General features: G+C 49.6%; 12 protein-coding genes and 1 pseudogene. 5 read left to right on the forward strand and 8 right to left on the reverse strand.

What is annotated here, in order from left to right:
• Positions 1-219 precede the first annotated feature (219 nt).
• Positions 220-1,062 (reverse strand): NAD-dependent epimerase/dehydratase family protein, encoded by an 843-nt coding sequence (locus tag ACFRAM_RS11215; protein WP_379465904.1) that lies wholly within the window; start codon positions 1,060-1,062, stop codon positions 220-222.
• 83 nt (positions 1,063-1,145) lie between these two features.
• Positions 1,146-2,369, reverse strand: a complete 1,224-nt coding sequence (locus ACFRAM_RS11220) for an enolase C-terminal domain-like protein (RefSeq protein WP_379465905.1) — start codon at positions 2,367-2,369, stop codon at positions 1,146-1,148.
• Positions 2,370-2,584: 215 nt separating this feature from the next.
• On the opposite strand from ACFRAM_RS11220, the gene ACFRAM_RS11225 reads away from it, so the two are divergent.
• The 4 genes from ACFRAM_RS11225 (at position 2,585) to ACFRAM_RS11240 (ending at position 8,966) form a co-directional block, all read left to right on the forward strand.
• Positions 2,585-4,060, forward strand: a complete 1,476-nt coding sequence (locus ACFRAM_RS11225) for a protein adenylyltransferase SelO (RefSeq protein ID WP_379465906.1) — start codon at positions 2,585-2,587, stop codon at positions 4,058-4,060.
• An 838-nt stretch (positions 4,061-4,898) separates the two neighbouring features.
• Entirely contained in the window at positions 4,899-5,315 is a 417-nt protein-coding gene (locus ACFRAM_RS11230) for an HIT family protein (RefSeq protein ID WP_379465907.1), read from the forward strand.
• 14 nt (positions 5,316-5,329) lie between these two features.
• A complete protein-coding gene (locus tag ACFRAM_RS11235) occupies positions 5,330-6,211 on the forward strand; it encodes a helix-turn-helix domain-containing protein (RefSeq protein WP_379465908.1) in 882 nt (293 codons plus the stop codon).
• 109 nt (positions 6,212-6,320) lie between these two features.
• The gene (locus ACFRAM_RS11240; protein ID WP_379465909.1) at positions 6,321-8,966 is read left to right on the forward strand and encodes a glycoside hydrolase family 3 protein; all 2,646 of its coding nucleotides are present in this window, start codon (positions 6,321-6,323) and stop codon (positions 8,964-8,966) included.
• A gap of 241 nt (positions 8,967-9,207) precedes the next feature.
• Here the strand turns inward: ACFRAM_RS11240 and ACFRAM_RS11245 are convergent.
• The 6 genes and pseudogenes from ACFRAM_RS11245 to ACFRAM_RS11270 all read right to left on the reverse strand — a co-directional run bounded on the left by ACFRAM_RS11245 (position 9,208) and on the right by ACFRAM_RS11270 (position 22,070).
• Positions 9,208-9,975, reverse strand: a pseudogene (locus ACFRAM_RS11245) (nucleotidyltransferase domain-containing protein).
• A 428-nt stretch (positions 9,976-10,403) separates the two neighbouring features.
• A complete protein-coding gene (locus ACFRAM_RS11250) occupies positions 10,404-16,442 on the reverse strand; it encodes an S-layer homology domain-containing protein (RefSeq protein ID WP_379465910.1) in 6,039 nt (2,012 codons plus the stop codon).
• Positions 16,443-16,552: 110 nt separating this feature from the next.
• Positions 16,553-18,112 carry an extracellular solute-binding protein gene (locus ACFRAM_RS11255; protein ID WP_175370048.1) on the reverse strand — a complete coding sequence of 520 codons (1,560 nt, stop codon included), beginning with the start codon at positions 18,110-18,112 and terminating at the stop codon, positions 16,553-16,555.
• Positions 18,113-18,167: 55 nt separating this feature from the next.
• Positions 18,168-19,052 (reverse strand): carbohydrate ABC transporter permease, encoded by an 885-nt coding sequence (locus ACFRAM_RS11260; RefSeq protein WP_175370047.1) that lies wholly within the window; start codon positions 19,050-19,052, stop codon positions 18,168-18,170.
• A gap of 86 nt (positions 19,053-19,138) precedes the next feature.
• Positions 19,139-20,065, reverse strand: a complete 927-nt coding sequence (locus ACFRAM_RS11265; RefSeq protein ID WP_066364530.1) for an ABC transporter permease — start codon at positions 20,063-20,065, stop codon at positions 19,139-19,141.
• A 196-nt stretch (positions 20,066-20,261) separates the two neighbouring features.
• On the reverse strand, positions 20,262-22,070 hold the full coding sequence (locus ACFRAM_RS11270) for a cache domain-containing sensor histidine kinase (protein WP_379465911.1): 1,809 nt from the start codon (positions 22,068-22,070) through the stop codon (positions 20,262-20,264).
• Between the two features lie 133 nt (positions 22,071-22,203).
• On the opposite strand from ACFRAM_RS11270, the gene ACFRAM_RS11275 reads away from it, so the two are divergent.
• The gene (locus ACFRAM_RS11275; protein WP_379465912.1) at positions 22,204-24,936 is read left to right on the forward strand and encodes an alpha-mannosidase; all 2,733 of its coding nucleotides are present in this window, start codon (positions 22,204-22,206) and stop codon (positions 24,934-24,936) included.
• Positions 24,937-25,017 lie beyond the last annotated feature (81 nt).

Here is a 25,017-nt window from a genome sequence, read left to right on the forward strand (position 1 = left end):
CCAAATAAGGCCTGAGACAAGCTTTGAAAGAGAACGGACTCACATTCTGGATTATTCTTGCGGACGTTATTTCCCTTCACTACACCTCCTCTTTAGGTGTATCAGCATTTTCTTACAAAAATAGGTGATTTACCAGTTACAGCATACCCTTTCCCACTATTAGACTCCATGTGATGATCATAAACAAAACAGGGAATTCCAAAAGAAACTGGACGAGTGCTACTCTAGTTCCGCACCACTCCAGGAATGCTTGGGACGCCAATCAAGCACCTTCTGTGCCAGACTGTTACTGACGATAGCTTCTCTATTGTGGAAAGGTACCCGCAGATCAGTCACCCCGGGGTAAAAGGTCTCCAGCAGCTTTTGCGTCTTCCACTCACTTAACGTATCGTTGCCGGTAATGTTCAGGTGTATGGCTCCCGCATAATCCGTATGAAGAGCTGCCAGACTAGCATCCACCGCATCTCTGATATCGATATAGCTCCACAAAATTTGCTTGAAGGTCTCAGGCTTGGCCGTAGCCATATGCCGATACTCTCCCGGGCCGACAATCATCGAGTACCGCAGTGAGATTACTTGCATCCCGGTTTTCCGGTGGAACATCTCCGCGGTCAGTTCGTTGACAACCTTGGAGAGCCCATAACACTCCTGCGGTTGCTGAGGGTGTCCCTCATCCACCGGGAAATAATCCGGCGAGAACGGCTGTGGCGCCCAAGCAAATCCATACGACGATTCGCTGGAGCCCATGACCACTTTTTGAATGCCTAATATAGAAGCTGCCTCCAGCACATGGTACCCGGCTAACGTATTATTGGCGAAAATATAGGCATGAGGAAAATGGATCGGTGCAGGAATCGCAGCCAAATGAATGATGGCATCGGCTCCGGCAAGCGCCCCCACTACCTGTCCAAAATCATTGAGATCCACCTTGATTTGCCTGCAGTGAATCCGGTCTGACAAGTGATTGTCCAGCGATACTACATCGTAGCCTTGCTGCTGCAGCTTGCTGATGACCTGTGATCCAAGCTTACCGCCTCCGCCTGTAACCGCAATGGTTTTCATTTCTTCCAACCCTCCTTTTACTGTGTTTGGATATGTGAGATCATGCACCGTACTGTACTCATCTGTGTACTTTGCTGTACTTGTTACGGACGCACCAATGTTCCGTCAGCCTTGCGGTCCAGTGGATACGGACGGTGATATCGGCTCACATTACATGAATCTCCCAGCAGCCCCTGCGCTTTCACTTCATCCAGATCAAGGCCCAGTCCAGGTTTATTCGATGGATACAGATATCCGCCTTCTCTAATGATGTGTCCCGGGAAAGCCTCCAGTTCGTGCGCCTTGAAATGGTTGACCTCTTGAATACCGAAGTTCCAAAGTGCCATATCCAGGTGGACTGCAGCCGCCTGGTTGACGGGATCATTCTCTCCGCCTTCCTGCCAGGCCGTGCGGACACCGTAGGCCTCGCCAAGTGCAGCAATCTTGCGGCAGGCACTGATTCCACCAGCCTTGGACACTCGCACCCGGATGAAATCAATCAGCTTTTCCTGAATCAGTCCGGTCCATTCCTGCGGATTCACGAACAACTCTCCCACCGCCTGCGGCGTCGCACTCTGCTGGCGCAGTTGCCGATACCAACCGATCTGTTCCGGTGGAAGGGCATCTTCCAGGAAGAACAATCCGTAGGGCTCCAGCCGCTTCGACAACTGAATGGCATGAATCGGGGACAGATGTTCATGTACATCATGCGTGTATTGAATCCCTGTGCCGAATTCCACACGCAGCTTCTCGAACATGTCCGGGATGGTATTCAGATACGTATGCTCATCAAATACAGGACCACTGCTCCAGGACTGGCGTGGCAACTTCGCTTCCTTGCCGCTGACAAAGCCCCCGCCACCGTAACCGCCCATTTGAACACGAATCACCGTATAGCCTTCTTCTATAAAACGCTGGACATCCTCCTTAAGCTCGTTGATATCCGCACCTCCAGCATGTCCGTAGCATGGTACTGCCGACCGGCAGGCTCCGCCGAGCAGCTGATAGACCGGGAGGTTTGCTTCCTTACCCTTGATATCCCACAAGGCCATATCAATTCCGCCAATAGCGGTATTGAGGATTGCCCCGTTTCGCCAGTACCCGCTCATATGCATCAGATGCCACAAGTCTTCTATATTGGAAGCCTCTCGCCCAATAAGCAGCGGACCTAACAATTGCTCAATGACCTGCACCACTGCTTCAGGATTATAGAGATCAGAGGCGGAGCCCAGTCCATATAGACCGTCCTGATCCGTGGATACCTTCACAATCGTCCAGCTTCCATCATGCCTGGTGCGGATGCATTCGATACGTGTAATTTTTGCCATCAGATCACCATCCCTCTTTTGTGTCGTGTCTATTTTAATGCAATCTTCCGCACATCCAAACGGGGCATTATTAAACTTTCCATCCCATTTCTATCTTTCTACTGTACCCACCCCTCTGGCTTTACCTGGGAATTTGTTGTATGTTAAAATTCAAAGTAAATAGATCACTCTTTACGTAATTACCAAAACTAATACTCAGGGGAGAAGGCGCTATAATGGCAGAGAAAAAAGCAGTACAAGTAACCGGATGGAATTTCGATAACAGTTATGCCGCTCTTCCAGAAATGCTTTTTACCAGACAGCATCCAACCCCTGTACGAGACCCTAAATTGGCCATTGTGAACCATGCACTGGCCTCATCCTTAGGCTTGAACTCCGAATACCTGGAGAGCAGTGACGGGCTGGCGGAACTCGCCGGTAATGAGGTGCCTGAAGGCTCCTCACCGCTAGCACAAGCGTACGCCGGACATCAATTCGGACGTTTCAACATGCTGGGCGATGGACGGGCACTCCTTCTTGGGGAACAGATTACTCCTTCCGGGGAACGGTTTGATATTCAGCTTAAAGGCTCCGGCCAAACCCCCTACTCCCGCGCAGGAGACGGGCGAGCCGCACTCGGACCGATGCTGCGTGAATATATCATCAGTGAAGCTATGTACGGACTCGGTATTCCGACGACACGAAGTTTGGCAGTTGTAGCGACCGGCCAGAATATCACCCGTGAATCCGAGCTGCCAGGTGCTGTTCTGACCCGGATTGCAGCCAGCTATCTGCGCGTAGGTACCTTTCAATATGTTGCAAAATGGGGCACGATCGAAGATCTCCGCACATTAGCTGACTACACCTTGCATAGACACTACCCTGAAGCGGAAAAGGAAGAGAACCGTTATCTTGCTCTGCTGCAGGGTATCATTCAACGACAAGCTTCATTAATTGCGCAATGGCAGCTAGTTGGCTTTATCCACGGGGTTATGAACACAGACAACATAGCTCTTAGCGGCGAAACTATTGACTATGGCCCATGCGCTTTCTTGGATACTTATGATCTCGGCACTGTATTCAGCTCTATTGACACCGGTGGCCGCTATGCTTTTGGTAACCAGCCCAATATTGCCGCATGGGATCTGGCCAGATTTGCCGAAACACTGCTCCCTCTGCTGCATGAAGATGCGGAGCAAGCCGTTAAGCTCGGGGAAGAAGCCATTTCCCAATTCGCTGTACTCTTTGATAAGCATTGGCTTTCCGGTATGAGAGCGAAGCTGGGCTTCTTTAATGAAGAGTCTCAGGATGAGGCGCTGATCGAAGATTTGCTAGGGATGATGCAAAAGCAGGGTGCAGACTACACCAATACCTTTTTGGCGTTAACTAACGACAAGTTGGAGGATACCGTCTTATTTGGTACAGCGGAGTTTGGGGAATGGGTTGAGCGGTGGAACGCAAGAAAAAGCAGACAACCGGAATCAGACGCCGCTTCCCAGGAGCTGATGCGAAAGACTAATCCGGCAGTCATTCCCCGCAATCACAGAGTTGAAGAAGCGTTGGAAGCTGCAGTGACGCGCGGTGACTATTCTGTTATGACACAGCTTCTAGAAACCCTTTCTGATCCTTTTGCCCATACACCCGAGCAAGCCAAGTACTGCAAACCCGCTGATCCATCAGAACTTCCTTACCGGACATACTGCGGGACCTGATTTTACTTTTTGGGAAATATAGAATAAAACCAGAAGGCCGTCTTTCCTTTCTTAAGGAAACGGCCTTTTTTGTCTAGTGAAGCTGATCGTTAGTTTATAGATGCTCAAATTCCAATGCAAACGTTTAGTGGAAAAGATATACTAATTATATTAGGTGAAAATAAAATTCATACAGAAGACCAGGCAATCCAAACAGAAGACTAAGCGTTATTCTGGTTACTATAAATGAATCTCGGATGGAATTATCCCCGGAGTCGGTGGAGCGGGTTAAAGTAGCCCATCTTGGAAGCTGGGGCTTTAGGACGTAAATCTCCCCCTCCCCCTTACCATCTTTCTTAATAGTGAAAAAGGGGCCTCCGCCCCCAACTAACGGCATTTTTGTACCTTAATTTCCTTAAATATAGGTAAATGAGGGAAATAGGTGCATTTTTGTATCTTATTTTTGAAAAAGTACGCCGGGAAGAGGCACTATGGAAGATTTAAGGTACAATATTGCACTTAATCTCCACAAATCCTTAACTGCAGAGTATTTAAGGTACAAAAATGTCGTTAATTTCACTTCGAGGATCAATATTAGAAGGAGCAAAGGGCGAAGTTGGAACTGTAGAAGCGAAACTCTCGCCTGAAAGCTTTTCGCGGGAAAGATCGCACCCATCAGCACAGACTGTCACCAAACTTTAATTGCCAGAAACGGTTATAAAGAGGGCCTCTGTCGACGACCGCAATCGGAAGACCCAACATTCCACCGAAGTGACGATCGATCCCTTACCCGTACATTCGTATCTTCAGTTCGTTTTATTTTATATACTATAAAACTTACAACGGAGTGATGCTGTAAATGGAATGCTTAGGCTGTAGAATTGCTAATAATATTGAACCAGACTTAAACATTATCTATGAGAACGAACTTATTACTTGCGTACTCGATATCGCCCCGTTTAATGAAGGACATACCCTGATCCTTCCTAAAAAGCATTACTTGGATGTCGAAGAAATAGAATCCGCGACTGCATATGCGATCATGGATGCTTCAAAGCGACTTTCAGCAGTCTTAAAGGACTTGTTCAAACCTGATGGTATAAGCATTTGCCAAAATGGTGGAAAATTCAACGACCTTACTCATTACCATATGCACCTTATACCCAGATACGAAGGGGATGGTTTTTCCTGGAGCGAACCCTTGCACCCGCATGGTGCTGATAAACGATTAAGCCAAACGAGAGAAAAGATTCTAAAGTCATTAAATGAGGAGTGAAGGAGGCAGTTCATTTGGCCCCACCATCCATACGGGTATGGCATGAGAAGATCCGCCACAAAACAAGCCAGCCCCTCAATATCATTATCAGCTCGCTGGAGGAAGGCTATCCGGCTCATTGGCACAAAGAGCTTGAGATTGTATACATCCTGGGGGAAGGCATGCAGATCGGCATCGGCGGAGAGATCTACACACTGCGGACAAGAGACATTCTACTTATTAATTCCTGCGAGGTACATCAAAATTTCGCCAATCCGAACGGATGCGCGAAGATCATTCTTCAACTGGATAAGCTTCCGTTTGGAGCTTGGGGCGACCTTATTTTCAACCAGAAAATAGTTCAGCCCCAGCTCCGCCCTGCCGTCACCGATGAACAAACTAATACGTGGCAGGCAACGCTGCACGGTGAGCTCGAAAGACTGATCCTCAACATTCAGCGTGAATGGGAAGGCCAAAGCGACGGCTTCGAACTGGTCATCAATGCCCGGATGCATGATCTGATGGCGCTGCTCCTTCGCCAAGTTCCCCGGGAGATCTACAGCAAAGAGGCACTGACCAAACGCAAAATCCGACTGGAGCAGCTCGACCGGCTGGAAGGCGTACTGAACCATATCGAGAATCATCCCGGAAGTGAAATGACACTCAAGCAAGCAGCGGATATTTCCGGCTACAGTATCTATCATTTCACCCGGCTCTTCAAAGAAGCTACCGGTGTCACCTTTGTTGATTATATAAACATCTTTCGAGCGAACTATGCCGGACAGCTGCTGCTCGGTAGCGACATGAGCATTACTGAGGCGGCTTACAGAGCAGGATTCAACAGCATCGAGACCTTCAACCGTGTCTTTAAAAAAGTGAACGGATGCACACCTACCCTCTATCGCAGCAAAATATGACAAGTGATCATCAATCCCTGACAGGTAAAGTCAGGGTCTTTTTTTTATAATTCAAAGAAACAAGAATCAGTCGCAATACACTTCAGATTGTACAAGGAGGTAATATACAGTGAGCATATCCACAGAGCATTCAAATGCACCTTACCGAAACCCGGAGCTTCCGGTGGAAAATCGGGTGGAAGATTTACTGCATCGTATGACATTGAAGGAAAAGGTCCGCCAGTTGGACCAATACTTCGGGGCTTCTTTTATGAGCGCAAGACATCCGCAGATGCATACCGTCATGGCCGATGATTCCGAAATACTCTGGGAGAAGATTGAGGAGTTGATTGGCGAAGATGGCATCGGCTGTCTGCACGACCTTTACGGCACTACCAAGGTCAATAACGCGATCCAAAAATATGCCGTGGAGCAGACCCGGCTCGGTATCCCGATCCTATTCAGCGAGGAAGCACTGCATGGGCTGCTGCGCCCTGGATGTACCGTGTATCCGCATGCCATCACCATGGCATCTACGTGGAATCCCGAACTAGTAAAACAGCTCGGAACCGAGATTGCCGCCGAAACGCGTAGCCTCGGTATTCACGAGACCTTCGGCCCGGTGCTGGATCTCGCCCGTGAACCCCGCTGGGGACGCGTGGAGGAAACCTATGGCGAAGACACTTATCTGTCCTCCAGGATGGCAGTTGCCATGATCAAGGGACTTCAGGGAGATGACCTGGCTTCTGGGCGGAATATTGTTGCCGAGCCGAAGCATTTTGCCGTACATGGCATTCCTGAGTCTGGGCTGAACCATTCCCCGGCCTCCATTGGAGCTAACGATATGCATACCTATCATATGCCTGTCTTTGAGGCTGCTTTTGTGGAGGGCGGTGCGATCAATGCTATGTGTTCCTATAATTCCATTGATGGTGTTCCCTGCTCGGCAGATTATAGCCTGCTTACAGAGATCCTGCGCGGAGCATGGAATATGCCCGGCTTCGTGAGATCCGACCTGGGAGCGATTGCCCGCCTGCAGCATGCCCATTACACGGCCGATACCGAGAAGGAAGCGATTCGCCAAGCGCTGGAAGCCGGGACCGATATGCAATACTACGATTATCCACATGACGTTTACCAGGAATCTATTATGGAGTTAGTCACCAGCGGAGATATCCCCATGGATACCGTGGATACAGCAGCCGGGCGAGTGCTCAAAGTGAAGTTCATGCTCGGACTGTTCGAGAACCCTTATACGGATGAGGATCTGAGCAAGACAGTGATTCGTCAGGCAGCGCATGGTCGGACATCACTACAGACAGCTCGTGAAGGCATTTGTCTGCTGAAAAATGATCAAGGTCTGCTCCCGCTAAACAAAAATTTGGGCACTATTGCCGTCATTGGTCCTAGCGCCGCTACAGCCAGACTGGGCGACTACACGCCGTATATCGAAGGGTTTGAGCCGGTTACTGTACTAGAAGGGATTCGAAAAGCTGTTAGTTCAAAAACCAGGGTTCTGTATGCTAAAGGCAGCAGCATCCTGGATGACGAATTGGAGCCTATTCCTCCTGTAAACTTCACCCACAGCTCCGGCGCCAATGGATTGCTCGGCGAATATTTCAATAATCCGGATCTGGAAGGATCCCCTGTCCTGACCCGGACAGATAAGACAATTCATTTCAATTGGGCTATTTCCAAGCCGGATGAAATCGTCCGCAATCATGATTTCTCGGTACGCTGGAGTGGTAGCCTTATTCCTCAGCATGATCTCACAGGTTATATCGGACTTTCCAGTCAGGACAGTATGCGGCTGTGGCTGGATGGAGAATTGCTTGTAGATGGCTGGGGTCAGGGACACAGCGCCCGCCAAAACGTGCCGGTAGCACTGAAGGCTGGACAGGAATATGCGCTGCGCGTGGAATATTGTAAAGATACAAATGGCGTCGAGGTGCTGCTGGGCTGGAATGATGCAGCAGAGTTCATTCAGGAGGCTGCTGCTACAGCTGCACAAGCAGATATCGCCATCCTCGCACTCGGTGATTCCGAACGAACCTGCGGGGAAGGCATTGACCGGTTCAGCCTGGATCTGCCGGGAGCACAGCTTCAGCTTCTGAAATCTGTGTATGAGACCGGCACACCGGTAGTTCTCGTGCTTCAGAACGGCCGCCCGATAACCCTTAGCTGGGAATCGGAGCATATTCCGGCCATTTTGGAAGCCTGGTACCCTGGCGAAAATGGCGGTCATGCGATCGCTGAAGTCCTGTTCGGCGATTATAATCCTGCGGGACGTCTGCCAATCTCTTTTCCTAAGACCCTCGGCCAGATTCCGGTGTACTACAATCGCAGACGCGGCGGACAAAAGCATTATGTCGGCGGTGACAACCAGCCGCTATATCCTTTTGGCCACGGACTTAGCTACACTACTTTTCAGTATGACAGCCTGCACTTCAAATCAGCGTCCATTCATCCCGACGAGGATCTTCATGTGACTCTGAATGTGACCAACACTGGAAGCCTGGCCGGAGACGAGGTCGTTCAGCTCTACATTTGTGATGTACACAGCTCTGTCGCCCGGCCTGAAAAGGAACTGAAGCGTTTCCAGCGGATTCACTTGCAGCCAGGAGAGCAGCACACGCTATCCTTTACACTGGCGCCGAAGGACTTAAGCTTGTTGAATCGAAATCTCGAGTGGATCATCGAGCCCGGCACCTTCCGGGTGATGATCGGCCGCAGTTCTGCCGACATCGCAGTTTCAGGTGAATTTATAGTTGTCTAGCGTGTGACTTCCCCCCGTAATAGAAACAGCGGCAGCCATGGACGAGAGAATAAAGTCCATGGCTGCCGCTGTAACATTGAGCTATCGTTTCCCGTTAGCTCAATAGTCTTATGTTTTAATTAGAGTCGCTGCTTATAGTTGTGAGGCTTGCCGAACACCTAACGCAGTGACCTCCCGACGGGCTTAGGGGGCTGGATGTGGTCACCCGCTTCTCAGAGTGACCCGGAGCGTCAATATGGTGTTAGCCGAAGGAAGTTCTGGAAGCAGCCATTGCATTTAAGGCGTTCTCAAAATAGCTATATACTTCATCTGCAATTCCCAGAAACTCTTCAACAAGTACATTACTATCCAAGTAACAAACATACAGATAATCAACTAAAGCAGAGTCAATCTCACAATAGTTTAATATGGCATTCTTCATCTTAAAAATGTCATCTTGCCATACACCTGTATCTTCTAAAACCAAAGAGTATAATGCACGAATTAATCTCTTAGAGTAACCTTTAATATATCTAGTTTTCATTGTGTTATCACTAGCATTAGAAAGTAAACTATGTATACGATCTACTTCCTCCTTGGTCTCTGTATTTAAGTCTAAAATGAACTCTGGAGAAATAATTATCGGTGGTACTTTTTCACCAACGTCATGACCATATATGCAAACACAAATTATCTTTACCCAAAAACCTCACTCATTTGGTTTACTTAATACATCGTCAATCGAGCAAATTATCGTATCAATCTTAGTTACTACTGGATATTCTTCCAAAAGCCTGTCTTTAATATTTGACAATCTTTCGTAATCAATATCTTTGGGATTTACACATACAATAGTAAAGTCTGCATCTGACTTAAAAGGTTTAGCAGTTCCTTTTGGAATCGAGCCACACATATAAATGCTATTAATCTTACCTTTAAATTCGGTAAGTATATTATCTATATACTTATCAACAAAATCCTTATATTCACTTTGTATTACAATTCTATTTATAACTTTTTCTAATATCATATAGACTCCTCCTAAACTAAGAACTTCTTTCGGCTAAAGTCTTTTTGCGAACTTCGTAAATTCGTCATGACTTAAGTTATTCGCGAAATCATTCAACTATCCTGCCCATAAGAGTAATGGCGATCGGCCTGTCTAATCCTTTATTGGGTTCTCTGCGAGCGGAGACAAACTCTCTTCATTTTCAAAACTGTAAAAGCTAACAGAGCAGCGATTCTCCCGTTATTGAGAAATCGCTGCTCTGCGTTTTTGACCATTCGTTAGAGCTATGCTCTTGGGATCTCCTCTTTTCCGCATATTACTTAAACCCCTCGAACAAAAAGCGCCCTGAACAGCCGATAAACGGACTGTTCAGGACGCCTTTTTTAGACCTTTAACCTTTAACCTGTAACCTACACTGTCTTCCTATTCAAACATTTGAAAGTCGGGCATTACAGGCTATAAATCCGGTACAAAAGCACTGCAGTCTCCGCACGCGTCAGCTTGCCTTTAGGATTCAGGCTGTTACCGCTACCCTGCAGCAGACCGGCTTCCACCAGTGTTCCAATGCTGTCTCGGGCATAGCCCGCGATACTGCTGGAATCCTTGAAGTCGCCCAGTGTGCTTGTGCCGGCTTGCGCCAGCTCAATCTTCTGGAGCTTCAGTGCACGGTCAATGAAGACCGCTGCCTCTTCTCGGCTGATGGCCGCATTCGGCAGGAATGCACCATCACCGGAGCCCGTTGTAATGCCAAGTGCCTTGGCAATACTCACTGCTTCGGCGTAGTAAGCGTCTTGCTCCACATCACTGAAGTTATCAGTGGTGGTTGCGGTCAAGCCAAGAGTGTCCACGAGCAGCTTCACGAAGTCCGCCCGTTTGATCTGTGCCCCTGGATTGAAGGCTGAAGCAGACACGCCTTGAATGATTCCTTTAGCTGCGAGTTGTTCAATGGCTTCTTGCGCCCAAGGAACACTGCTCAAATCTGCAAAAATTGGCGCGGTTAAAACAACCGCATATTGACCTGTTTCTGTTACCTTGAATTGAACCGTGCCATCTGCGTATTTCGCACCAGCTACGGCAACACCCTGCTCATCCTGCAGAATTTTCCAAATCCCAAGGCCAGATGCTTGGGCTTGCTCGGTGCCAGAGAGCACGTAAGGTAACGACAGAGTAAGCTTCGAATTCTTGTCGCTCCACGCAAGAGTCTTGTTCCCCGACAAGATGGACAGTTCTACTGCCGGGCGACTACCCAGTTTAGATTGCAGGTCCTTGCTCCATTTTGTGCGGTCAGCCTCTCGCAAGGAGAAGGTTACTGTCGTATCCAGCTCCTTACTCAGGGATGCCAGCAGATTGCCCGGCAGAGTAAGTGTTCCCGTCGGCAGTACAAGCTCCAGCACTTGATCTGGAGAACCCGCTGCAACGAAGGCAGTAGGAAGCTCAATACTATAGCCTTTGGCTCCGCTGGCTGTTGCTACCTGAACAGATACATGTTTTACCCCATTCTTATCAGGCTTAGCCTGAGCAAAAGCGCTTGTAAGCTCCGATGATGTCACAACAGCCTTCGCCGATTGCGCTGCGCTATCCACTACAGGTACGGTCTTTACTTCGACAGTTCCATCTCCCCGCAGAGTGATGGATGTCTTACTTCCGGAAGCCGCAGGGACAGAGGATGAGGATCCCGAACTTGGATTGCTGGTAGACGGCGTTTCCGTGCCGGGTTCCGGCTTTTGTCCCCCCGGATCAGTGCCCGGATTTGGATTCCCTGGATTTGGATTCCCTGGGTCAGTGCCCGGATCAGTGCCAGGTCCGGGATCGACCGAGCCTCCGATCGCTGCCAACCGGGCAATCAATGCAGTCTTCACCGGACCTTCAGGCAGCAGACTAACAAAATTGGCTGCTGTATCCTTATGGGTGATATCCTTATGCGTCTCTGCTTGTGTAACCTGTGCTGTTGCCGATTGCTCCAGCAGACCGGCATAATCGCTGTCCAGCAGAATCAGGTCCCCATACAGTGTTGCATCCTTGCTGGAGCCAATACCTTGATTGTATTCCATGAATCCGGCACGACCTGCTCCGTCGTTCTCGTTGATCAAGAGCGTGAAGCCGATCACATCGGAAGGCGAGAAGGTATATCCCGGCTTGTGCAGCTCACTGAACGGAATCTTCAGGTTATAGGTGGTCAGATGGGTGGACTCGTCACGGGTAATGTCTGCCTGGGCATTATTAAACGCCCCGGTTTGCACCCCTTCCGGTGCTCTCCATCTCCACTTAGTAACACTACCTTGATTATTCAGGGCAAAGCCCAGCTCATTTACATTTTTGCTGGCCGATCCATCTTTCTTGGACAGATCAATGCCAAGCTGGATGCTGTCGCCCTGCCAGATATCCCCGCCACTCCAGGTCTGTGCATGCACATCGTCCTTCACAACAATCGTGGTGTACAGATTCTGGGTATCCCAGCTTACAGATGCATGGGCGCTGAGATCGTCTGGACCTTTCCATTGACCACCTACACTGGAATATTGGTCAATGCTGGACAGTTCAATCGTCGGAGTAACCGCCGATTCCGCTCCATTACGCTCAGCAAAGGACTGTGCCAGTCTGACAGAAGTTGTATAAGTGTAGCCATCATCCAGTGTGACACGGTATTTCAGTGTGTCACTGGACAGGAATGGCAAGGCAATCTCCAAGGACTGTCCCAGAGCAATACCTTCAAATCGGACAGGCTTGAGCTTCCCGGCATATCCGGCAGGCTGCAGTAACTCCAGACGCCCGCTCAGCGGCTGTTCTTCTGTTACATTAGTTACGGTGAGCACGCTGTTCGCCTTGTCTGGTTCACTAGCATTGAACGGACTACGTTTAATGCCCAGGGCAACCGGAACCAGATTGGTGCCAAATACTTTACTCACAGCTTCGTTGACTAGCTGCATGCCGCCTTTGAAAAGGTTGTTAGAAATCACCAGCTTGCTAATATCCGGCCCAGCATAGACATGTGTAGTGCGCGGCTGCTGGAAGTAGGAATTGTATAATGCGGTATCCCCGCCCAGAGCATTGATTCCCCGTTCTCCAACAGTAGTGAAGTTAGCTTGCTGAATACGTACGGTTCCCGCGTGAATATCGAAGGAACGGGTCGTATCTCCCCACATAGAAGTGTTGAAGAGCGTAACTTTGGAGTCAAAGCCTTCGCCGACTACGACATATACTTTATCCGAGCTGCTCATCGATACAAGCTCGGTATTGATCAGGGAAAGTCCTGCTGGACCCGCACTGTCAATAACGGCACCTTTTTTACTACCGTCCGTTCCGTGACCGATGACAACGGCTTCCGGACCAGAGCCGTTCTGCTCCTCGAAATGAATGCCATACATTGAACCGTAAACAAAGGTATTGAAGATGGTCTCCTGCTTCACATGTCCTACGCGGAAGGCATCCAGATGATCCTTCTGGTAGTTCCAGACTTTATTGAAGTCCTCGTCGCTTTCAGGATGATTCGGATAATTGTTTCTTCCATAATAGTGCGGGTTAAACTGGACATTGCGGACCATTCCGCCTTCTGCCCCGCCGCCGAGGAAGATCCCTTCTTTAAGCGGAGAACCGGCGACATAATCAATATAATGTCCACTGGTATCATAGCTGCCAAAATCAATCCCTTGATAAGAGTTGATCAAAGTCGTATTGATGGCGTACACGCCATGGCCTTTCCCCTGAATCGTCCAGGAATAAGGCTTCACTGTGTTCCAGTTCTGCTTGTCATAATAAACAGACAAGCCTCTGACCCCCGAGAAAGCTTCCAGAGTGATCAGTGGTGTGCCATCGGGATCATTTTCCCCATAATTGGTGAAGAACACCGTTCCGCCACCAATCGTATGATGGGGCACATCCCATGATCCTCTTAGCTCAACACCACTTGGCACAGTAATAGGCGAGTTCAACCGGTAGATCCCTGCTGGCAGATACACGGTGCCGCCGCCGGCAAGCTTCGCATCATTAAGGGCCTGCTGCACAATGGCAGCGGCGTCGATTTGGCCGCTTTTATCAGCTCCGTAAGGTTGTTCAGTTACATTGTATAATCCGTTTGTTGCCGGCTTCGGCTGCTGTGCCAGATCAAGAGCTGCTACTTCTGGCAGTGCCTCCAGGCTGTACTTGTCATCCTGGTGAATGTTCAGCTGCGCGCCCTCGCTCTCATTCTTCACCTGAAGCTCACCCTGATAGCCAGAATTGACAGCGTTCACTTCTGCCACAGTACCCTGTAGCAAAATGTGGTTCGACGGCTTGTCGAAGGTGGACTGGCCGAGAATAAGCGAGCCGCCCTCAGCCGTAATGGCATAGCCGCCAGCCTGGTCATCCCAGTTCTCGAAGGTGCTATTCTCAAAAGAAAGAATTCCTGTCCCTTCATTAACGACTGCGTGATGTGGCTGACCGCCGATCGTCACCTGATTGAACTGGACGATGGAGCGGAACCCAGGCGTAGCTTGAATGGCGATCGGATGGGGTCCGACATCGGCTTTAAAGCTGCTGTCAGTCACCAGCAGACCATAATCATTGACGCCTTCAATCTTGAGCGCTACCTGGGAATGCTCAATATTGATTTTGTAGAGCTGGGCATTTGCCGTTTCCAGGCTATCCGTTCTGGTAGTCACGCGCATCCCTGTCTTGAAACCTGACAGATAGATGTCCGACATATATTCCCAGTCCGAACGGCCCATGACAATCCCTTCGGCATGGCCTGTAAGATAATTCGTCAATTGCTCCTTCTGCGGAGACCCGGCCAGACCGGAACCGGACCAATAATCAGGAGCTAGACGAACATGCTCAAGGCGTCCGATATCTGTGGTGAAATCCAGGAAAATCCCGGTGTTCAGTACGGTACCGAATACATTTTTGACATAATGAAGCTCATTCCAGATCGGACCGATTTTGATACCATTATAGGAGTTGACCATTGTCACATTCTGAATGGTAGCGCTATCACCTGAGAGCTGCTCAAAGGTCCATGGATAGAGGACCGGCTGCTCTGCCGATTGCTCCGGATACCAAACCGATAGATTCGTAACACCACTGGAAGGTGCGAGCTGCAGGAAACTTGGCGCTTCAGCATCTCCTCTACCACCGTAAGCTTCGAGAACCGTACCCTTTACTTGCTTATTAACAGTGTCCGGGTTTACCCAGTCACCGCGGAGTGTAACGCCAGTTGGAATAATGAGATTACTGGTAATCTTGTAATGGCCTTCTGGCGCAAAGACTACCCCGCCCCCACGGTTGCCTGCTGCGGTCAAGGCATCCTGGAACGCCTGCGTATCATCCTTAACGCCATCCCCGACAGCACCAAAATCCTTGACACTGCCATCGGCTATAACTACATCCTGTGTTGCATAATTCGTTGTGTATACCTTGGTCTGCGCATCCACAGCAGTGCGCGGAGCTTTCGTGATCGTTACCGAAGCCAAGATCAGTTCCGGATTACCTGCCGGAGCACCTGCGCCACTAACACCAAGCCGGAAGTCTCCGCCGTTAGTGCCGTTACCAAAATAAGCATCGCTTAATTTGTAGGTATGTGTCTTCCAAGTATTTGTATTTTTATAAGTGAATAATGGTGCATCTTTAAAATGCGCTGAATCTGCATCATACTGCAGAACCATGCTACCATTGCCGCGATCGTAGTATTCCACTGTTACAAATACATCCTGATCGGTATTCTGATACAAGTAATCGTCGCCCACATTAAAATAGAAGTAGAGGACGTTCTGTCCCGGATCCGACGAGCTTACATTTTGATTCGTCTGCCAGTAAGTTTTGCCGTCCCTTGTTCCAGTCAAAAGACCTGTAGCTGGTCCATCTCCAGGTCTCGCGGTAATACCGTTAGAGTCGACTTGCGCCCCCAACTTGATAGCGACCTGTTTATTTGAATCCGCTTTCAGTTTCTTGGAAACTGTCACACCAGCAACCTTAAGGTCCTTGTTAGCCGCAGCATCAATGCCCCCGCCTTCCACACTGAGCCGCATATCCGCTCCGTTCGTGCGGTTTGCAAATTTGGCATCCTTCAGTGTGAAGGTATGACTTTTCCAGGTCTTGGAGTCGCCATACTGAAACACAGTTCCATCTTTGAAGGCTGCCGTCTGGGCATCATATTGCAGAACAAACTTTCCGCTGCCCTCGTCATAATAATCTACAGTGACATCCACATCGTAATCATTGCTGTCATACAAATAATCGTTGTCCACGTCCAGATAGATGTAGCTTGTACCGAGGTCCTTGCCAGTCTCCCAATAGGTGACTCCGGTAACCGTTCCGGTCTTCAGACCATCGGTAGTATCACCTGCCCTAGCGGATAGCCCCTCCTCAACCGGTGTTTCTCCCAAGCTAACATGCACAGCGTTGGCGTCAGCCTTTACCGTGCCCAGAGGAAGCTGGATACTGGACACCAGCAGCAGGGCCGCAAGTACCCGTGATACCTGTACCCGGAGCTTGACCCATGATCGATTTGTACTCACAAACGCACCTCCAATAGTTTATTGGTCATACCTTCCCGCGGATAGACAATGACGCTATGACTAAAAAACAGGAAGCACACCCCAAGGCGGCTTCCTGTTTGCCGCAAGCTTTATTTTTTGGCAGCAAGATAGGCATCAATTTGTTTCTGTGTTTCAGAGATAATTTTATCGAGTCCGTTCTTCTTTTGAGTCTCAACATAATCGGCTACAGATTTCTCAACATCTTTCACCATACCATATTCGATCGGTCTGCTAATCTCATCGGTAGCTTGGTCACGCTTGGCCAGCTCATTCTTCATGCTGTCTTCAGCAATGAACAATCCGTCGATTGGCGAGTTCACATTGTTCGGCTGGTTAGCGAAATCTGCTTCCTTCACCCAGAAATCTTTAGCATACGTTGTAGTTGGGCGCATAAATTGCGGCTTCCAGAACGCCCATTGTCCGCCCCACTCCATATAGTTACTTGTAGAGGACTGCATACCTTCCGGATAATCCGCAGCATCTCCGTTCAGGACATAAGTTTTGCCTTCGATACCATATTGCAGCAAGTCATACAGCGTTTGATCGGTTTCTACCATATCGAGGAAACGCAGCACACGGTCTGGATTCTTGGAGTTCACATTGATCGCTACTACGTTAGCAAGAGCGGTACGGTTAACGTATTTCTTATCAGGATAAAGGAGCGACATTCCTTGTTTAAAGGAAGAATCGGAGAAGCCTGGATCAGCGTAAGCCCATTCATGAGAAGTTACGGTAAAGAGCAGCTTGCCGTTTCTCCACTGGTCTTCAGCGCCTTCTTTATCAATCATGGCATCTCTGTTGATCAGCTTGTCATCATACCATTTCTTCGCCAGCTGCGAAGCCTCCAGGAAGAACGGTTGTTGTTCAACTGGTTGAACGGTAATCTTCGGATCATTCAGGTAGAAGCCCAGACCGTGGAAGTTCAAGTCCACCCATTCATCACGGATGTAATAGAGGGACAACGGTGTAGTACGGGACAGCTTATCGTTCGGGTAAGCCTTTTTCAGCTCACGGAGCAGATTGTCTACATCTTCAATCGTTTGGATAGAATCCGGCGCAATGTTAATGCCTGCCTTCTCGGCAAGATCTGAACGCCAGCCGGCAAATTTACGTTCATTCATTTTCATCGTCCATGGCAATCCGACAATTTGGCCGTTTACTGTTGCTGCGCCCAATGTACCCTGCTCTTCGTATTTCTTCTCCAGGTTAGGTGCGTACTTCGGCAGCAGATCATTCAGGGCCATATAGGAACCTTTAGCCGCCATTTGCTTGTAGGAGAGCCAGTCGCCGTCAAAGTTCATGTCCCAGCTATCGCCGGATGCGGCCATAACGAGCATTTTCTCCTTGAAGTCACCAAACGGGATAAAGTTGATGTCAAATTTGACATTCAGGCCTTTGGCTTTCACATACTCACTGATTTTGGACCAGACTTCATCTGTGGCAGCCTTCTTATCACCGCCGAAATAGAATTTAAGGGTAACTTCATTCTCAGTCTTCGTTGCTGCTGTGTCACTTCCTCCGCCAGCATTCGTCTTTTCGCCTGCATTTGAAGTGGTATTGTTGTTACTACCGCCACATGCGGACAAGACTAAACTGAACAGCAGAAGTGCCGTTAGGATTAGCTGAAATCTACCGATGCTTTTGCGCATCCAAATCTCCCCTTTTTGAAATGTAATTTATACTATACGACCGTGGTCGGCATAGTTAACCTTTTACAGCCCCAACCATGAGGCCTTTTACAAAGTAACGCTGTAAGAACGGATAGAGGAAAATGATCGGGCCAATCGTGATGACTGTGAGCGCCATCTTGATCGACTCGGAAGGAATCTGGGTCGAGATCCGCTGCATCGCCGCCGCATTACTGGAGCTCTTCAAGAACTCGACATTGGAGATCAGTGTGCGCAGCAACAGCTGTAATGGCTGAAGCTCCTGCTTATCTACGAACATCAGACCGAGGAACCAGTCGTTCCAATAGCCCAGGGCTACGAACAAACCAACGGTGGCTAGAACGGGTAAGGCCAGCGGCATGATCAGCCGGGCATAGATGCGGAATTCACCAGCACCGTCCATTTTGGCCGATTCGTGCAAATCTTCAGGTATGGAGAGCATAAAGTTTCTGATGAGGAACATGTTGAAGGCATTAGCCAGAGACGGCAGAATAAGTGCCCAAATCGTATCTTTCAAGTGCAGGTATCTGACGATAATAATATACCAAGGCACGAGTCCCCCGCTGAAGAGCATGGTGATAATGACGAAGATCGAAAGAATATTCCGGTATTTAAAGGAACGGCGGGCCATAACATAAGCGCCCATACTCGTCAGGAACAGGGACAATACGGTACCGACGATTGTAACGAATGTGCTGACCCCGTAAGCCTGGAATATACGGTTGGAGCCAAGCAGCAGGATCCGGTAGGAGTCAAAAGTAATCGTCTTCGGCCAAAGAGAATAACCATACTGCATGATGTCCTTCTCTGTACTCAGTGAGCCTGAGACTACCATCAGGAACGGGAATAGGCAGGCCAGACTGAACAGGCCGATGACCAGAGCAATAAGAAACTGGCTGAGGGAAAATTTTCGTGCTGACATCGTGTGGGATGACCTCCTAAAAGTATGATGTGCCTGGTATCCGAAGTGCCTCCATTAGATTAGCTAGCACCTCGGACACACAGCCTTTAGAATATCGCTGAGTCTTTGTCAATTTTGCGTGCCGCATAGTTGCTGCCAAGCACCAGGAAGAAGGCGACAAAGGACTGAAGGAAGCCCGCAGCGGAAGCCATCCCGATGTCACCGGATTTACGCAAGCTCCGGTAGACGAAGGTGTCAATAACATCCGTGGTCGGGAAGAGCAGTGAAGCATCCCCTACCATGGCATAGAACATGCCGAAGTCCGCATTCATGATTCTTCCTACCGCCAGAAGGGTCAGGATGATGATCGTTGGCCGCAGCATCGGAATACTGATATAACGAATCTGCTGCCATCTGGAAGCTCCGTCAATTGAAGCGGCTTCATAATAAGAATTGTCAACAGAGGTTAAGGCCGCCAGATAAACTATCGTGCCGTAACCGGTTATTTTCCAGCGTGCTGCAATGGTCAGAATGGCTGGCCACAGCTCGGCCCGGCTATAGAAGTCTATCGGCTGCAGATGCAGGTATTCCAGAAAGCGGTTGACTGCACCGTTCTCAAAGTTCAGCAGGTTGTAAGCAAATACGCCTACGACGATCCAGGAAATGAAGAAGGGTAGAAAGGTCAACGACTGGGTAATCCGTTTGAAATACTTGTTACGCATCTCATTCAGCAATAGAGCAAATCCTACTTCAAACACTAACCCTATAGCAATGAAGAGCGCATTGAGCAGAATCGTGTTGCGGATAGCCCGAAAGGCTACCGGTGAAGAGAATACATAATCAAAATTGCTGAGCAGCGGGTTCATCCATTCACTACCAAAAATCCCTTTGGAGAAATCGAAATTTTTGAAAGCGATGACAAGACCCGCCAGCGGCAAATAGTTAAAAAGCAAGAATAGTACCCCGACGGGGAGGAACATGAGCAGCAAGGTGCGATTCTTGTACAGTTCCTTGAACACTCCGTTTAGTTTCATATCGACTTCCCTTTCGCTGTTTGGATGACTTAATTGTAAAAGAGAGCGATACACACTTCTATGAGTCATTCTTGCACTTTGTAGTTTCCTTTTGTCCTGATGACCCTATTACAGGTCATGATCCCCCAAACAGGAAGTAGCGGATCTCCCTGACGAGGAGACCCGCTACTATGCTTGCTTTTACAATTCTAACAGTCTATCGGCTGTCGTCCGGTCTAGGTAATTCCACCTCTATCTTCTTGGGATGGCGAAGCAGTATGCGGGTACCGCCTTGTGGGCCGGTCTCAATCTGCAGCTTGTAGTCAGAACCGAAGTATAGCTTCAGACGATCATTTACATTGCGGAGTCCTACCCCCCGGCGTGTGGCTGTATACATTTCCTCAGCAGGTACTTCATGCTCCAGTTCCTCTATAATTTGCTGCGGAATGCCTTTACCGTTATCGGTAATCTCAATGATCATATCCTGCCCTTCGCTCCGCGCGGACACAATGATCTTGCCTTTCTCAAAATCACTCCGTACGCTGTGCTGAATCGCGTTCTCCACCAGAGGCTGCAGCAGCAGCCGCAGGAATGGCGAATCGAGCAGCTCTTCATCAATAGAATACAGAATGCGAATAACGCTGCCCATCCGGGCCTGCTCAATCAGCACATAGGCCTTGACCTGCTCGATTTCACGCCGCAGAGTCGTAATTTCCTTGCCCTGATTCAGACTCAGCCGAAGCAGATTACCGAGTGCAGATACCATTTCACTAATATCGCTGCGTCCATGGTTCTCCGCCTTCCAGCGAATGGATTCCAGCGTATTATAGAGGAAATGCGGATTGATCTGGTGGCTTAGCACCTGGAATTCCAATGCTTTCTTCTTCCGCTCTGAACGCCACGCATCCTGAATTAACACATCAATCCGCTGAACCAGACTGCCAACCCCGCGGTACAGCCAGCCCACCTCGTCCTTCCGGGGCGAGTTCAGTATAATATTATGAAAATTACCGTCCTCCATTCTCCGCATCAACCGCACCAGACGCGCAATGGGTTGGGTAAAATACACCGTAATATAGAAAACAACGGCAATGCAGCAGATTAAATAGATGATCAGAAAAATAATCAACAGCCGGTTGATCTCATCATTCGTCCCGGTTAGCTCCTTGAGCAGCGTCAGGCTGACAATCGCCCAAGGCTCACTACTCAGTCCGACATAGGTTGCAAGATAGGTGTTGCCGTCGATCTTGATGGTCTGGGAGCCTTCCGGACTTTGTTGTAGATGTTCTATGAACGATTCCGAAGGAAAAGCTGTACCTGCCCACTCATTAGCAGATGAATCATAGTAAATGGTGCCGTTCTTATTCATAAGAAGCAGCTTCTGATTCTTCAATTGCTCCGTGGGTGAAAAATAACGCTTCAGATGATCCTCCGAGACTTCCGTGACGACCACACCGCGGGGGTTCCGGTCATAAAGGCCTGAGAAGCGTTTGATATAGGCGAGCAAGGGCCGTCCATACTTGCCTTGCTCCGGCAAGAACTGCTTCCAGATCGGCCCCACACTCTCCTGAGGTCTCTGGAACCAGTCCTCCTCAGATACAAGATCAGCCGATTCTCCCAGCGTGTTCATATAAGAAGGGTACAGGGCTGGATTCATCGGGTAGACTCTGACCCGAAAAGCGTCGATCTGCGGGGTTGCCTGGTAGAGTAGCGTCAGCAGGTTTACTGTGAAGGCCTCCTCTTCAGCGGCATTAGCTGGCGGGTCGACCAACAGATCCTGCAGGCGTTTATTGCCGATAAGCGTATTGACCTGATCATTAAGTTTATTGAGATAGATTTCAAAATTTTTACGGGCCTGCTGGAGATAGCTTAGTGAAATCTTAGTATTGGTGTTGGTGATACCCTCAATAGATTTAATATGTGCATAGTAAGCAAAGATAAGGAACGGCATTATAATGATCAAAAAAAACACCAGAATAATCCGGTTCCGAAACGATGCTCCGAGCCGCAGAGAAAAACGATTCACTGCTTCAGCCCTCCCTTCCTTGCATGTCGATAACAATCCCCGCAATAGTTTGCGATCCACTCATTGTGACAGCGGATACATTGATTATAATTATGCTGTAGCGTCCATCATCTTATGGAAAAGAGGAATCGCATTGACAGCACCCAGCAAAACGGTTGTACATGTCATCTCCCACACTCACTGGGACAGGGAATGGTATATGCCCTATGAAGCCCATCACGTCAAACTCATCGAAACGATAGATACCTTGATTGAAACGTTCGAGTCTGATCCTGAATTCAAGAGTTTCTACCTTGATGGACAAACCATCGTGGTGGAGGATTATTTGCAGGTCTATCCCGAGAAGCGCGAAATTATCCAGCGCCTATGCGATGAAGGCAAGCTATCCCTCGGTCCATGGTATATCCTTCAGGATGAATTCCTGACGAGCGGCGAAGCCAATGTCCGTAATCTGCAAATCGGCCACCGTGACGCCAGCACGTTCGGTCCGATCTCGAAGCTCGGCTATTTCCCGGATTCCTTCGGCAACATGGGCCAGGCTGCGCAAATCCTGCAGCAGGCTGGTATCAGCACATCCGTGTTCGGCAGAGGTGTGAAAGCCACTGGCTTCAACAACCGTGTAGAAGATGCTTCCGGCCTGGAATCTCCATACTCCGAGCTGATCTGGCAATCTCCGGATGGCTCCAGTGTTCTCGGCATCCTGTTCGCCAACTGGTACAACAACGGTATGGAAATTCCTGTTGACCCCGAGGCGGCCAAGGCTTACTGGGATATTCGTCTGGAGCGTGCCCGGCAGTATGCCTCCACCCGGCATCTGCTGCTGATGAATGGCTGTGATCATCAACCCATCCAGACTGACCTGTCCGAAGCCCTACGTGTTGCGCGCGAACTCTACCCCGACTGCGAATTCATCCATTCGAATTTTGATGATTACGTGAAGGCCCTGAAGGAAGAGCTTCCGGAAGATCTGACCCTCACTACCGGCGAGCTGCGCGGGCAGCATACTGACGGCTGGTATTCGCTAGTGAATACAGCATCAGCGCGCGTATATATCAAGCAGCTCAATCAACAGAATCAGACGCTTCTGGAAAAAACGGCAGAGCCGCTGGCTGCCCTGGCACATGGGCTGGGCAAAGCCTATCCGCATGGTCTGCTGCAATATGCCTGGAAGACCCTGATGCAGAACCATCCGCATGACAGCATTTGCGGCTGCAGCGTGGACGAAGTGTATCATGAGATGAAAACCCGGTTCGCGAAGAGCATGGAAGTCGGTTCATCCCTCGCCACCGAGAGTGCCAAATTCATCAGTTCCAAGGTGGATACATCTGTATTCGCATCATACGGAGACCAGGCCGTCCCGTTCGTGGTCTATAATACAAGCGGCTACACGACCAGCGGTGCAGTGACCGTTGAAGTGGAATGGTCCCGTCGTTTCTTCAACCAAAGTGAAGATCCTGTAGCTGTCTTCAACGAGGTCGCCGGCCGTACGCATGGCGAAGGTTATCTGGTTGATGCGGCAGGTCTAAGAATTGATGTCACCGCCGAAGATCTGGGCGTACGCTTCGGCTACGAGCTGCCCGGCGACAAGTTCAGACAGCCTTACATGGCCCGGGCTCTGCGCCTGACCTTTGAGGCGACGAATCTTCCTGCATTGGGTCTGGCCTCCTACGCGTGGATTCCAAGCAAGGATGCCCAAGTGGAACAGGAGCCGCAGGATGTCTATCTGGTCACCGGTGACTTGACTATGGAGAACGAGCATCTCCGGGTCAGCCTGGAACAAGACGGCAGCTTCTCGCTTCTTGATAAAATCAGTGGCCAGCTGTACAGCGGCCTTGGCATTTATGAGGATGTCGGCGACATCGGGAACGAATATATTTTCAAACAACCTATAGGCGATACAGCCATCACAAGCCGTGGTGTACAGGCCGAGATTACGTTGACCGAAGATACGCCTTACCGTGCTACTTTTGAAATCCGCCACACGCTGGAGATTCCGGCTTCGGCTAATGAGTTACTGCAACAGGAAGTAGAGACGATGGTAGAGTTCAGGCAGCGCCAAGCGATCCGATCACAGCAGCTTGTCCCGCTTCATATCGTCACCCGCATCAGCCTGGAGCGTAGCAGTCATGCTCTGCAGGTGCATACCACTATCGACAATCAATCGAAGGATCACCGCCTGCGGGTCCTGTTGCCATCCGGCGTCCAGTCGGCTGTGCATTATGCCGACTCTGTCTTTGAAGTAGCTGAACGCCAGACCGTACCCGCACCAGAGTGGGAGAACCCGAGCAACTGTCAGCATATGCAATCGTTCGTCGATGTGCATGGAGACGGCAGAGGCTTGACTGCCGCCGGTAAGGGCTTGAACGAATACGAAGTTCTGCGTGATGCCGAAGGCACGATTGCCGTTACACTGCTTCGCAGTGTCGGAGAGCTGGGCGACTGGGGCGTCTTCCATACCCCTGATGCCCAGTGCCTTGGAGCAAATGAAGCAGAGTGGAGCATTATTCCGCACCGTGGCGGGGACACTCGCTTCGATGCTTATCGTGAAGCCTATCGTTTCGCCGTTCCGCTCATCACAGCCCAAACGGACATTCATGAAGGCGAACTGCCGCCCGTACACAACTTCCTCACTTGGGAAGGAAAAGGGCTTGCCTTCTCCAACCTGAAGCTCAGCGAAGGCAGCGGTGACCTGATGGCCCGCTGGTACAACCTCGCGGATACGCCGTCCGAACTGAGCCTCCAAACTAGCGGGGATACCGTGCTCTATGCCAGCAATATCATGGAACAGCACACCTCGGACGTGCTGGAAGAATCGCTCCCAGTGAGCAAAGCAGGCATTGTGACTATCGGAATCTCATCCCGATAACCTTTTTCTCCCGTCCTAAATGATTCATATGGTCTACCTTTGAATTAGTTTGCATCAACTTCGAGGCTGTCGATTGGAGAA

The sequence above is a fragment of the Paenibacillus sp. NPDC056722 genome, from assembly GCF_042790635.1.
GTDB lineage: Bacteria > Bacillota > Bacilli > Paenibacillales > Paenibacillaceae > Paenibacillus_AQ > Paenibacillus_AQ agri.

What these genes read in the sequence shown, in the direction of transcription:
- ACFRAM_RS11215 (WP_379465904.1), bottom strand. Translation starts at nt 1,062, where the DNA reads ATGAAAACCATTGCGGTTACAGGCGGAGGCGGTAAGCTTGGATCACAG.
- ACFRAM_RS11220 (WP_379465905.1), bottom strand. Translation starts at nt 2,369, where the DNA reads ATGGCAAAAATTACACGTATCGAATGCATCCGCACCAGGCATGATGGA.
- ACFRAM_RS11225 (WP_379465906.1), top strand. Translation starts at nt 2,585, where the DNA reads ATGGCAGAGAAAAAAGCAGTACAAGTAACCGGATGGAATTTCGATAAC.
- ACFRAM_RS11230 (WP_379465907.1), top strand. Translation starts at nt 4,899, where the DNA reads ATGGAATGCTTAGGCTGTAGAATTGCTAATAATATTGAACCAGACTTA.
- ACFRAM_RS11255 (WP_175370048.1), bottom strand. Translation starts at nt 18,112, where the DNA reads ATGCGCAAAAGCATCGGTAGATTTCAGCTAATCCTAACGGCACTTCTG.
- ACFRAM_RS11260 (WP_175370047.1), bottom strand. Translation starts at nt 19,052, where the DNA reads ATGTCAGCACGAAAATTTTCCCTCAGCCAGTTTCTTATTGCTCTGGTC.
- ACFRAM_RS11265 (WP_066364530.1), bottom strand. Translation starts at nt 20,065, where the DNA reads ATGAAACTAAACGGAGTGTTCAAGGAACTGTACAAGAATCGCACCTTG.